Origin of the sequence: Bacillus seohaeanensis, assembly GCF_042684945.1 — a bacterium.
Lineage (GTDB): Bacteria > Bacillota > Bacilli > Bacillales > Bacillaceae_B > Rossellomorea > Rossellomorea seohaeanensis.
The window spans coordinates 42,985-55,511 of the sequence record NZ_JBHUMF010000026.1; the positions used below are offsets into that span (position 1 = coordinate 42,985).

Annotated in this window: 16 protein-coding genes; 15 read left to right on the forward strand and 1 reads right to left on the reverse strand. The window is 32.0% G+C overall.

Going from position 1 to position 12,527, the window contains the following annotated elements:
• Positions 1–417 precede the first annotated feature (417 nt).
• The 7 genes from ACFSUL_RS10610 (at position 418) to ACFSUL_RS10640 (ending at position 7,350) form a co-directional block, all read left to right on the forward strand.
• Positions 418–570, forward strand: coding sequence for a hypothetical protein (locus tag ACFSUL_RS10610; RefSeq protein ID WP_377935184.1), 153 nt, complete (start codon positions 418–420; stop codon positions 568–570).
• Positions 571–661: 91 nt separating this feature from the next.
• Complete coding sequence (locus ACFSUL_RS10615; RefSeq protein ID WP_377935186.1) at positions 662–841, forward strand: hypothetical protein; 180 nt, start codon at positions 662–664, stop codon at positions 839–841.
• 58 nt (positions 842–899) lie between these two features.
• Positions 900–1,532, forward strand: coding sequence for a hypothetical protein (locus tag ACFSUL_RS10620; RefSeq protein WP_377935188.1), 633 nt, complete (start codon positions 900–902; stop codon positions 1,530–1,532).
• 450 nt (positions 1,533–1,982) lie between these two features.
• Entirely contained in the window at positions 1,983–4,655 is a 2,673-nt protein-coding gene (locus tag ACFSUL_RS10625; protein ID WP_377935190.1) for an RNA dependent RNA polymerase, read from the forward strand.
• A gap of 467 nt (positions 4,656–5,122) precedes the next feature.
• Positions 5,123–5,701, forward strand: coding sequence for an HNH endonuclease (locus ACFSUL_RS10630; protein WP_377935192.1), 579 nt, complete (start codon positions 5,123–5,125; stop codon positions 5,699–5,701).
• Positions 5,702–5,993: 292 nt separating this feature from the next.
• On the forward strand, positions 5,994–6,425 hold the full coding sequence (locus ACFSUL_RS10635; RefSeq protein WP_377935194.1) for a Panacea domain-containing protein: 432 nt from the start codon (positions 5,994–5,996) through the stop codon (positions 6,423–6,425).
• A complete protein-coding gene (locus ACFSUL_RS10640) occupies positions 6,409–7,350 on the forward strand; it encodes a hypothetical protein (RefSeq protein WP_377935196.1) in 942 nt (313 codons plus the stop codon). Before ACFSUL_RS10635 ends, ACFSUL_RS10640 begins: the two co-directional genes overlap by 17 nt.
• A gap of 101 nt (positions 7,351–7,451) precedes the next feature.
• On the opposite strand, the gene ACFSUL_RS10645 is transcribed toward ACFSUL_RS10640, so the two are convergent.
• Positions 7,452–7,697: a hypothetical protein gene (locus tag ACFSUL_RS10645; RefSeq protein ID WP_377935198.1), complete on the reverse strand. Its 246-nt coding sequence runs from the start codon at positions 7,695–7,697 to the stop codon at positions 7,452–7,454.
• Between the two features lie 137 nt (positions 7,698–7,834).
• On the opposite strand from ACFSUL_RS10645, the gene ACFSUL_RS10650 reads away from it, so the two are divergent.
• The 8 genes from ACFSUL_RS10650 to ACFSUL_RS10685 all read left to right on the forward strand — a co-directional run bounded on the left by ACFSUL_RS10650 (position 7,835) and on the right by ACFSUL_RS10685 (position 12,500).
• The gene (locus ACFSUL_RS10650; RefSeq protein WP_377935200.1) at positions 7,835–8,098 is read left to right on the forward strand and encodes a hypothetical protein; all 264 of its coding nucleotides are present in this window, start codon (positions 7,835–7,837) and stop codon (positions 8,096–8,098) included.
• A 70-nt stretch (positions 8,099–8,168) separates the two neighbouring features.
• Positions 8,169–8,468 (forward strand): hypothetical protein, encoded by a 300-nt coding sequence (locus ACFSUL_RS10655; RefSeq protein ID WP_377935202.1) that lies wholly within the window; start codon positions 8,169–8,171, stop codon positions 8,466–8,468.
• 27 nt (positions 8,469–8,495) lie between these two features.
• Positions 8,496–8,819: a hypothetical protein gene (locus ACFSUL_RS10660; protein WP_377935204.1), complete on the forward strand. Its 324-nt coding sequence runs from the start codon at positions 8,496–8,498 to the stop codon at positions 8,817–8,819.
• A gap of 54 nt (positions 8,820–8,873) precedes the next feature.
• Positions 8,874–9,386 carry a hypothetical protein gene (locus ACFSUL_RS10665; protein WP_377935206.1) on the forward strand — a complete coding sequence of 171 codons (513 nt, stop codon included), beginning with the start codon at positions 8,874–8,876 and terminating at the stop codon, positions 9,384–9,386.
• Positions 9,387–9,450: 64 nt separating this feature from the next.
• A complete protein-coding gene (locus tag ACFSUL_RS10670; protein ID WP_377935208.1) occupies positions 9,451–9,732 on the forward strand; it encodes a hypothetical protein in 282 nt (93 codons plus the stop codon).
• A gap of 17 nt (positions 9,733–9,749) precedes the next feature.
• Positions 9,750–10,127 carry an HNH endonuclease gene (locus tag ACFSUL_RS10675; RefSeq protein ID WP_377935210.1) on the forward strand — a complete coding sequence of 126 codons (378 nt, stop codon included), beginning with the start codon at positions 9,750–9,752 and terminating at the stop codon, positions 10,125–10,127.
• A 151-nt stretch (positions 10,128–10,278) separates the two neighbouring features.
• Positions 10,279–10,779, forward strand: a complete 501-nt coding sequence (locus ACFSUL_RS10680) for a phage terminase small subunit P27 family (protein ID WP_377935212.1) — start codon at positions 10,279–10,281, stop codon at positions 10,777–10,779.
• A complete protein-coding gene (locus tag ACFSUL_RS10685; protein WP_377935214.1) occupies positions 10,779–12,500 on the forward strand; it encodes a terminase large subunit in 1,722 nt (573 codons plus the stop codon). The genes ACFSUL_RS10680 and ACFSUL_RS10685 overlap by 1 nt, the downstream gene beginning before the upstream one ends.
• Positions 12,501–12,527: the final 27 nt, after the last annotated feature.

The following is a 12,527-nucleotide window of genomic DNA, read 5'->3' on the forward strand; positions in this document are numbered from 1 at the left end:
TTTGTGGTTTCACTAAATAGGGATAGAATAGAAACGCAAAAAAAAGTTCTCGATTTCTTTTGCGAAATTAAAATAACTCAGTAAAATATAATAATGTAAGGGATAAAAAGTGTGAACGAACAAATGTTCACGTGATATAATATAGAGATGTAGATAAAAAAGTTATTAGAAATGACAAATAAGACTATTTTAATAGTCTGGATTTTTTGTATTTTTTTTACTAAAGATTTATTTAGGTGAACTTGCACATTGAAAACTGAATATACTATCAATCTTCCATTAACTTACAGGATAACCTTGAGAGAAGGATCTTCTTTACAGGTTATGAATACAGTTTACAACGATTTTGGGAATTTGGCAAGGGAAAATGTGTAATAAATTCACTACTTAGTGAACTTTTAAAGGGGGGTGAGAATAATGACAAAGTCAAATAAAGAGACAAGAAAAAAACGTTCTATAATCATAAGGAAGAATAAAGAAGTTGAAGAGAAATTCCGTAAAGAATTATTAGAGAAGTTTCCTGATGAACTACTTATCAGGTTGTGGGAACAAATAAATAAACATTATTAGTTGATAAATAAGAATCCCCCTATCTTGTTCTAAAGGGGGGTTCCTCAGATAAAATACGACTTTTAATGGGAATTGAAAGGAGGTGAGATTATTGAGAACAGATAATTATAACTGCTTTAGTTATTATCAAAAGGAATTTCTAGTTGCAAATGGATTAACTCCTTTAAGGGAAATGGTACATAGTAAGACTGGTAAGACGTTTTGGATATTTAGCAGAAGTGAAGAAAAGCTTTCTGAGTTATTGGTTAAGTGGACAAATAATAGAAAATAAAAACACTTATAGAATGGGGAATACACTTATGGAAAACAATAAAAAGAAGAAATTATTCGTGAAAGTACCTACTAATATAGTAAGAAATGAGGATGTATTTTTATCAAATGATGAGTTTGTGATGTACGCTCGTCTTTGCTTTCAGTATTTTAGAAACTTTCAGGAGAAGGAAATTCAACTTGATCACAAAAAGTTAATGCAATTCTTGAAGATTTCGGACACAAGAACATTTAAAAATAGATTGAAAAAATTATATAAGTTGGAGCTTATTGAAAATGAAATAAATAAACTTCCGACAAGAGGAGAACTTACAATCACCTTCAATGACAAGGTGTATGGTGATGATAAGATGTTTACCAAATTATCAGCAGAAATATTTACATACTTTAAGAATGAGCAGATTGATGAATATGCTTTTAGACAAGTCTTTTATTATAAGAGTCACATCAACAAAGATGATAAGGATATAAACAGGGACAGGAGTTTTTGCTTTGTGGGGTACGACACGCTAGTTGATAGATTGAAAGTGTCCAAGACTAAGATTAAGGAAGCAAATGAGAAGTTGTCAAAGTTGAAATTAATCAAGATTAAAAAACATAAATTGGAAACTAATGATGAGTATGACGAGAATGATGAACTGGTTTTTACTCGTTATAACAACCATTATTACGTACATAATTCACTGTTCTAAAAACGTTGATTTAAAGCCATTTTCACCTAAGTACTCTCAATGCAGAGGTGAGTATTCAAAATGCAGAGGTGACAAACGAGAATGCAGAGGTGGAAGTTGGAAATGCAAAGTTGGTGTACTCCTATTGCTGGCAATGGCGGTACAGTATATAGAAAGCAAGTAAAGATAGAATATACAGTAATAAGATACAGTAATTAAGATACATAGTAAGATACAGTATTTACAATTCGCAAACAAGTTGCTCATTGGGCAGATTAATTTGTACATAGTGTTAGGTTAATTTTACATAATTGTTAATCAAATTTATATCATACACAAACATCCGGATCACACATATTAGGTGGTCAATTTTTATATGCTTAATTCGGTAAAATTACGAACGTTAAAGTTTAAATATATAATATCATTCGGTTTTTAACTACTATTATAATCAAGGGAGAGATTTTAATTATGGAAAAAGTAAATAATTCAGTATATATTCAATCAGTTGAAGGTGCAGACTTATATTCACATATGGTACGAGGTAGTGAAGTTAACGGTGAGTATGTTGGTATGATTCCTTATTCTTTGGAGTTAATTAGACTCAAAAAAGAAGGATTAAATGTTACAACTGTTAAGCATAGTGAGAGAAAGATCACTGATGATTTAATCAATGTTAAATTCAATCAAAAGGTTATGTCAGGTGAACAACTTATAGGTAAATTAGAGGATAAAGTTGAAGAATTAGACGATGGCAACTATAAAGGTAAACTTAATGAATTCATTAAAGTTATTGAATCCGAAAAAGATATGGATAAATGGCAAGAAGTTAAAAATGATGAATTAAGACATAAATTATATAAAAATGGTTTTACTATTACAGATGTTAATGAAGAGACGGGGGAAATCCTTTCACAAGAGCATTATGTTATATACAAACGCTCTAGCTCGAAGTCCAGAAAAGGCGAGGTACTAGCAATCAAGGAAAGTTTACATAAGGAAATGATTAAATGGTCACGCATGGGATTAGATTTAAAAGAAAATATGGAGATTGATTTGGCTTCATTGCTTGCTTATGAATCATTAGTCGGTTCAAGTCTGGAAAAAACGATTAAAATTAATCCTAAACATATCCTTATAGTTGATGATGTTGAAAGTAAATTTAAGAGGGTAGCAAATGTTGTTAAGTCTAAAGGTGAATACTTAGATAGTGTTGTTGAGGAAACGGAAATTATTAACTCATTATTTGATGGGGAATCACTTTTACAATCTGATTACTTTAATGAAGATCAATCCATGATGTTGTTACGTAACCACATGTTTAAGAGTGCAGCTTTTAATTGTGATATTAGAAAATACCTTCAAGACTACGCAAAGGATAATAATATTAACTTCAATACTTGGAAAATACCTAATATGTTTGGTGAAGATATTCTTGCTAAGAATGTACACTTGATTATTACACCTTCAAGCCTTAAAGCATTGAAATTTAGCCATATATTTGAAGGTGAGCATAAAGAAAAGCAAATGTTCAACTATTGGAAAGGGGTTGTTAAAGCAGATAAGAATGTATTTGGTGTTTGTAAACATGAGAAGAAATCTAAACGAGGGGAAGATGAAGAAGGGAATGTTCTCCAGCAGACCTCTTATCAAATGATTAATAGTTTGAAAATGTATAAGTCTAATATTTCTGCCCTTGCACAGTATGAATTAGACTACATCGAAAAATTGAAAACTGATGATAATTCTTTCATTAAATATCTTGAAGGAAATGCTACCAACATAAACAGTTTCATGATGTTTGTTGAATTGTACAAGCAAAATAATGAAATTGTAAACACTAAGATATTTAGAGATTTCAGGACGAAGGAAATAAATAAGTATGTTACCCATGTTAAGAAAGGCAAACTTCGATTACATGGCGACTACTGTGTCATGCTTGGGAACGGTTTGGAGTTTCTAAAACATGCTATTGGTCAATTTGATGTAAATGATTTAGAATCATTATCTCTTAAAGAAAATGAGATATATACAACATTGTTTGATTTTGATAAAAAGTTGATAGGGTTTAGAAACCCACATACATCACCTTCAAATGTGCTAGTTGCTAAGAATACATACGTTGAGGACATTGAGGAATACTTTAATCTCACAGATAATATTGTTTGTGTAAATGCGGTGAAATTTGAAATACAAGATATTTTATCAGGTGCAGACTACGACTCCGATACAGTCTTGTTATTCGACTCACCTAAACTGACGGAGTTAGGAGAACGGTGTTTCCGTAAATATCCAGTATGTAAGAATGAGGTGCAAGGGAAGAAATTGGACTACAAATTAAACAAAGAAGATATGTGTAAAATTGACTGTGCTTTAAGTTTAAGTCAAAAGTATATTGGACGTGTAGTTAATTTGGGTCAAGAAGCTATGTCATACTACTGGGATCAATGGAATAGCGGGAAAAAGGAAAAAGACTTGACTGGTCTTATGAAAAAAACAAGTGTCATGACTATTCTAAGTGGGATTGCTATAGATATGAGTAAAAAATTCTTTGATATAGATATGGATAAAGAGATTAGAAATGTTGAGCGATATATTAAGCCGTTTGCAAGATCAATCGAGAAAACTGTAATTAAAGTTGATAAGAAAACTAACAAAGAAATTGAAGTAATTAAGACAGTAGTAGCTAAACCTTTATTCTGGAAGTATATTAGTCAAAGTGGGACTATCAAGAATAGAGTGACTGCGTATGATACACCTATGGATTATTTATATAAAGTAATGAAGACAAAGAAAGCATCTAGTATTGAATACGTTCAGTTCACTGAATTGTTAGTTAGGAAGGATAAATCAAAAGGGGATAGAAAGCAAGAAGGTAAGATTTTAACTTATGTTGAAAAAATGAACGATAAGATTAAAGAGGTATATGCTAATTATTCTGATGATGAAGAAAAGAATATTGCTATTGATAATTTGATAAAGTATTACAGTTTCAGAATGAATAAATTAAACGTAAAAGAAGAAACAATGTACGATTTGTTGGTTAAGATGATTGAAAATAAAAGTAAATGTGCAATCAAACTTATGAACATCTTATATTCAACTCAAAGAGAAACGTTCTTAAAATCTTTCAAAAAATCGTAAAAATTCCACAAACCCCCACACAAAACAGTCTGTGAACCTTGATATATAAGGGTTTATGGGTTGTTGTGGTTATCTCCTAGTGATAAGAGAGTTACAGTGCAAAGGATATCCAGTTTTGTTGCCGTAGGAAAACCTCTAGGGTGAGTAATACTAACTTTCTTATCATTTTTTCTTTTTGTTAAAATTAATTAAACGATTCCGTAATCATATTTTATCATAATTACAGGAAAAGTAAACAATTTTAATAAAAATTTTTCCTATGGTTATATTAGTTTATTTTAATTTTGTAGCGAAGGCACTAGTCACGAGGGGCTGGTGCTTATTTTCTTTTAAGTCTGCAACAAGATAATTATTCGATTTTGAGTCTGCTTCTCCCCAGCTTATCGGATAGTTGTCTTATTGGAGGCTTAAAAGCCATGTCGGGATGACACGCACTCCATTAACAAATTAAAGGGAGATGTTGATTAATGAGTTACGGAGATAACGCAATCACAAAAGAATTACCGAAAATTGAAGAAGTGAAGGACTTATTACCACTAAAAGGATACAGTCAGTATTTGGTGAGTCCAAGTTTAGGGAAGGTTTACAACAAGATGTCAGGCAAGTGGCTTTTATCTAATAACCCAAAAGGTGTAGGAGACAAAGGATATCTGCTTACAAAACTAAAACATGACGATGGTAAATCAGTACCTCTATACGAACATGAATGCGTATATGCCAGCATGTGGGGTGATGAACCTAAAAGCTGGAGGAAATATGGAGAGAAACTTGAAATTGATCACATTGATGGAAATGTGAAAAACAACTGTATCGAAAATCTGATTTTGGGCACATCATCTGATAATAAAAAGAATCGTAGTTATGATGTTGAAAAGAACTATTTGACACTTGAGAATGCACAAATTGTTAGGGAAGAATTTAGTATATGGGAAGGTAGTAAGTTGGCTTTCTATGAGGCTATGAGTAAGCGTTTTCATGTGACTATGCGTACTATACAAAATTGCGTACTTGGTGTGACTTATCGGGTTGATGCAGATGAAGGATAAAGGGTTAATATACATAGTGGAAAATGGCGTGGTTACTGTTATTGATAAAATTACATACCCGATTGCATTGATCATCTAGTCACCTCAGAGTATTTTTGTTAATTATATCATAAAATTTGTTTTGAATTGGTTAGCTGATATTCTGGGCTAACAACTTAGTTCAAATAAATGTTAAGCAGAAATTCATTACATAGATTGATTTATGGTATAATTAGTTATATAATCACTAATTAACCTCATTTTTATCTCCAATAAGTTTAATCAGAATATATTATAGAAAGGGGAGATATTTATGACTATGAGACAATTTGCTGATCATGTGATTGCAGTGTCTAACAAATCTGCAAATGGGATATCTAATTTACAACTTCAAAAAGTTATGTATTTTGCACTAGGTGACTACATTAAAGAATATGGCATAGATAGTACTGTTAGGGAAATATACACAGAACCATTCCAAGCATGGACTTATGGACCTGTAGTTGAATCGGAATACCATAGATACAAGAAGTATGGAAGGTTTTCAATAATGGACAAAGGAACATACAATGATCAGTATGAGATATTTAACGACTATATTGTTAAATATTTGGGACATTCAGTAAATGATCTTGTAGAAGAAAGTCATTCACATAGCACTTGGTATAAAAACAGACAATCTATACTACTTCAAAAAAATGTAGAATATAGGATTCAGGATTTAGAAAATGACTTCGTTAATTGAGCAAAGAAAGGTTCAAGGAAACAGGTTAATTAAGGTATTATATCAGTTTTTTGGCACTGACGTAGCAGATGTAGAAGAGAAAACCAATGAAGTTCTAATAAGTGAAATAATATCTTTACTAGAAGAATTTGATAAAGATGCTCTTCCTTATGCTGCAGTTACAGTATTTGTTTACAGCATTAATATTAAGGAGTTCCCATATTTCATTTCCGAGTTAGAGAGGGAATTATTTAAAGTTGTGGAAGAAAAAGATGAAGTTTTTATTAAGTGTGTTAAATTATTGGAACATCTTGAATTAGCACAGCAACAAAAAGACTCACTGTTTGAGCAACAACGTATAGAAATTGAGAAAATCAGCAACCTTCAAGAGGAGTTGTCAAAAAAGACAGAAAAAGTTGAAGAGTTATCCAAGCAAGTTACAGATCTAATTGAGAAAAATAGAAAACTTGAACAGTCTAATAAGAAAATGGAAGAGTCCAATAAGGGTATGATTACTAATTTCATTTCAATTCTTGGTATATTTGCAGCTATACTCATGGGTGCTTTTGGAGCTATTCAAGGATTTACAAGTCTTTTCCAGTATGCAAATGACATTCCTCTAGGTAAAGCTTTAATTTTAAGTGCTGTAGGGGGATCCTCTGTTCTTTTAATATTATTCTTACTCTTAAATGCAATATCTAAATTAACAGGGAGACCTCTTTCTAATTCAGAAATTGAATCTGACCCTTTTATGAAGAAGCACCCAACTCTCATTGTTGTATTCGGATTGATGATACTTATAGCATTATGTGGTGCAGCGCTAGAGTTAAGCAAAATTGAATTAAGAGCTTCTAAGTCTGGTTGGTGGTGGGTTGCTCCAATAATATGGATTATTTATTTTGTAGGTGTTGTACATAGTAAAAGTTTAGTTTGGAAAAAGAAATGAATTTTTTAGGCTCATCATTTATTTGGTGAGTCTTTTTGGTGTTGAAGAGGGAGCTGAATTAAAAATCAGCCTCAAAAGAGAGACTGACTGACTGTAAGTAATTAATAGGAAGCAGATTTAAAAGATCCGGCTTTTTCAACGATACTTTGATCTATTAGAGATTCTAACTCATCAACTGAATTATCTTCTAAATACTTAGCCAGAGCATAATACTTGGCAAAAAGCTCTTCAATTTCTTTTCCTGAAGACAATCCAAAATTTCTTTTGTGTAAATTAACTAGTTCAATAGCTACATCAAATTTATTACGTTGAATTGGATTAGGGTCTACCTTTACTGTATCAGCCATATTTTCACCCCCTTTAATTATAATTGTAACATTATCCCTATTAATATAGCAAAATATTACATAATTAGAAGGGATATTACACTCTTTGTCGAATGAGTAGAGGTAAGATAAATTTATTTGATGGGGAGTTGGGATTATTGAGTATTAGTCAAAAAGATTACTTTATTACTGTGAAGGATAATGAATATTTTCAAGTATTAGCTATTGTGACTCGCTTATTGGATAAAGCTAAGAGTGAAAATAATTACCCTGTATGGGGTGAAACTCTTGAGAAGTTAAAAAGTGAGCTAGAAGAAAATCATGGGGAAAGCATTACTCCTTGGCAATATAACATGATTATTACTATTCTACTTGATTATGTTCCAGAAGAATTAAAAAATACAGATGTAATACTTAAATAATATATAAGTGAAGGCAGTCCAAAACTGGGCTGTCTTTTTATTATGCGAAAAATTAGGGGAGAGATGAAGAATGAAACAAGAGCGACTAGATGTTTTAGAAAGAGTGTACAACGAAGCGATAGAGTTTAACTCAATGGATAGTGGAATAATTGTAGGATTAGATGAACTAGTTGAAAGTAACTTTGATATCCAATATTTAGAAAAGGCTGAATATATTGAAGTTAAGTTTGAAGGATTTAAAAGGGCATACATAACAATCACTGCAAAAGGTGTGGATGTTGTGGAGAGAATGCAAGAGAAAGAAGATGATGATGAATACATTACTTTAATTCATTTTGATGGTTACGAGGAACGAATGAAGATTTACTAATCTTGTTTAAAATAGGGGGAGATAAAAATGAAAGCATTTATTAAACATCTAATAAAAAATATAGGTTATATTGTATTGCTATTATTATACGCTTTTCTAGTGTCTTATGCGTTCGATACATCGACTGTAAGTGCCTTCATTATAGTTGGTATTGCTTATTTATTATCATCGGTTATCGGCATTGTGGAAGCTTTAAAGGATATTGATAAGGAATTGAAGATACATAAGCGTGAGTTGGAGCAGTTGAGATTTGAAATGAATTCGGAGGTTATTCGTAACAACTTGCATGAGATTAAGGTTAATCAAAAGAAAATTGATGAGTTGAGTAAGACTATTGATGAAACTATTTGACTACCCAATCGTATACACTCATAATGGAAGATATTTCTTGAAGGAGTGTTTATAATGAAAAAGTTAATTGGAGTAGGATTGTTATTATTATTATTGTTAGTAGGATGCTCGTCAGATACAGACGAGACAACTGACAAAGAATCTAATATATCCGATGAGCCAGCACAAGAAGAAAAGGATGTAGCAGAAAAGCCTAAAAGTGAATATCCTTTCCCATCAGATACTACGGAAATTGGTGAAGGAAAACTTAGTATACAAACGCCTAGTGGTGACTCAGCAGATGGCACTGTACCTGTGTTATTTGTATCAGATGATGTGATTATGGATTCTGTTGGGTATACTATCGAAAACTTTGATGGAGATAAAGAGGTATTTTTGTATGTGAATGAGATATTTGTTGACGCTAATCAAGGTGGATATATGTCACAATCTTCATTAGAGTTAGAAGACTGGTTACTAGATCCAGGTGAGTATGAAGTTGTTGCAGCACAATTCGAAGGTAATGATCCGAATAATAAAGTAGTTAGTCTATCAAAAGCTAAATACAAAGTAGAGCAAGGTAGTTAAATAAATATAATTGGAATGGAGCAACTGTAAATGGTTGCTCTTTTTTATTTGGGAGGAATAGTAAATGAGTTTTAAAAAGTTATACGAGGAATTGTTAGAGCATACAGGCTTAAATGAACAGGAGTTAAACTCTGTCAGTGTAGAAAGGCTGTTTGAATTGTATGAGTACCATTTGATAAAAGATAACAAGAAAACAAATATAGGTGAATACTCAATTACAGTTGATGTCGATACAGATAAGTTAGTTAGGAAGTTAGATGTTATTAGACAAGGTATTGAGTTTGTTGTTGATGAGCTTGAAGAGATTGATGCAGAAGATAATAAGTTTATTGATGATGTTTTGTGAGTGTAGGAATGATTTAAATGCCGAGTAAACCATTGAAGGAATGTGCTAAGGTAGGTTGCTATGCTCTTACTAAGGATAGATATTGTGATAAACATGAGATAGTTGCTGATGACAATAAGCGTGAGAATGATAAGGAATACAATGCTAGACGTGACGAAAAGTATACTACATTCTACAAGAGCAAAGAGTGGAGAACAGTTAGAAGTATTGTATTCAAAAGGGATTTAGGACTATGCCAAATACATTTGAAAGAACATAATCAATTAGTTAGTGGATCAATTGTCCATCATTTAGTTGAATTAAGAGATGGTCAAAAAGGATGGGAATTAAGAGTTGAACCATCTAATCTACAGACTGTATGCCAAGCTTGTCATAATAAAATTCATAGTAAATAGGGTAGGGGGTACTCAAGAATTTTTTGAAAAATTTCTATGGAACGGGGAGGCAACTCTCCTTGTAGAAATTTCGTTTAAAAATGGTAAATGGGGAAAATATGGAGCGGTTAACGCTTCTTTTTTTATTGCTCATTTTTAAGGAGGTGATCAGATGGGCAGAAATCCTAAGCCATTACAACTACATTTGTTAGATGGTAACAAGAATCGGTTAACAAAGAAAGAAATTCAGCAGCGTGAAGAATTAGAACAACAAATTACATTCAAGTCAGACAATATCAAACCCCCAACTTGGTTAAGTAAATTGGCTAAAACTCAATTTAGAAAAGTAGTGAAAGAGTTTGAAGGCAATGACTTATTAAAGAATGTTGATATTCACTCAATTGCTTTATTTTGTGATGCTTATGCAGATTATATAAAATGTTCCGAGTTAATTAAAGAACAAGGATTAATGATGGAACACACTAACAAAGCTGGAGAAACTAATTCTGTTCCCCATCCACTTCTGACTAAAAAGAAGCAATTATTTGAGCAGATGCAAAAGTTTATGAGTGAATTTGGTTTGTCTCCTGTTGCAAGAGCAAGGTTAACTATTCCTAATGATAAAGACGACACACCTAAAAGCAGAGAAGAAGAAATGTTTGGTGATGTATGATGCTTAGAGAATGGTTAATTGAATATTCAAATGATGTGTTATCTGGTGAAATAGTAGCATGTAAGAAGGAAAAACAAGCTTGTAGACGATTCCTAAAGGATTTAGATAAAGAAGGTACAGACAATTTTCCTTATGTATTTGATGAAGAGAAAGCAATGCGTTTCTTAAATTGGATGACTCTATTCAAACATACAAAAGGAGTATTAGCAGGTCAAAATATTGTACCTACACCAATTCAAATATTCATTTTCTCTAATATTTACGGTTGGATTCATCAGAAAACAGGATTAAGACGGTTTAAACGTGCATATTGGCAAGTGGGTAGGAAGTCAGCTAAATCACAATCATTAGCTTGTGTAAGCTCTTATGAATCTATGGCATTAGGTGAAAACATGTCAGAGGTTTATATAGGTGCTACAAAATCTGAGCAGAGTAAGATTGTATGGAATGAAATTAAAGCACAGGTTCAAGGTACTGATTTCTTCAAGAATAAATACAAGATAGCTTATGGAAAGATTGAGCATTTAAAAACTAATTCATTTATTACAGCGTTGTCTAAAGATGCTAACAAGTCTGGTGACGGATTTAACCCACAATGTGCTGTGATCGATGAATATCATGCCCATCAAACATCTGAAATATTAGATGTTTTACAATCTGGAATGGGTGCAAGACCACAACCTTTAACTATGATAATTACTACAGCAGGCTTTGAATTGAGCAATCCTTGTTATAGAGTGGAATATCCTTACGTTAGTAAAATAATTGATCCCGAAAGCTCCATTGAAAATGATGAGTATTTTGTAATGATTAATGAATTAGATGAAGGTGATGACATCAAGGATGAAAGGAATTGGGTTAAAGCAAATCCTATTCTTTGTTCTTACGATGAAGGTATTGCTTATTTAAGAGGAGAATTGAAAGCAGCATTAGATGTACCAGAAAAGATGAGAAACTTTCTAACTAAAAACATGAATATTTGGGTGAATCAACGTGACGGTGGTTACATGGATTTATCTAAATGGAATGCTTGTGGGATTGAGAAAAGGGATATTAAGTTACCTAACATTGAGGGTAAAGAAACTTATATTTCAATTGATTTATCGAAAAAAGAGGATTTAACTAGTGTGAGTTTCATTGTTCCACAAGAGAATGATGAATTTGTTGTATTAGGTCACTCTTTTATACCTGAAGCTAAATTTCACTCAAAATTAAAAACAGATAAAGTCCCTTATGATGTTTGGGAAAGACAAGGCTATCTATCTACAACAGATGGTGAAGTAGTTGATTATCGGTACATACAAAAATATATAACTGATTTTGTGAAAGAACATAATATCATAGTTAAAGAGGTTTGTTATGACAACTGGAATGCGTCTCAATTTGCTAATGAAATGATGGATGAAGGTTATCCAATGGTAGAGGTTATTCAAGGAATGAAAACACTCGCTCCACCCACTAAACATTTTAGAGAGATTGTATATCAAAAGAAAATAATTCATAACGACAATCCAGTAATAAATTGGGCTATTGGGAATGCGGTTGTTAGAATGGATCATAATGAAAATGAAATGTTAGATAAAAGAAAATCTCGTGATAGAATTGACCCGATTGCTTCAATTATAATCGGATTCTCTAGAGCAATGAACCATAATTATAACGGTGAAACTGATTTTTCAGAACTATATCAAGATGAGTTCCTTGATTCAATAGGATGGTGATAAATTGAAACAAATTAAAAACTTTAT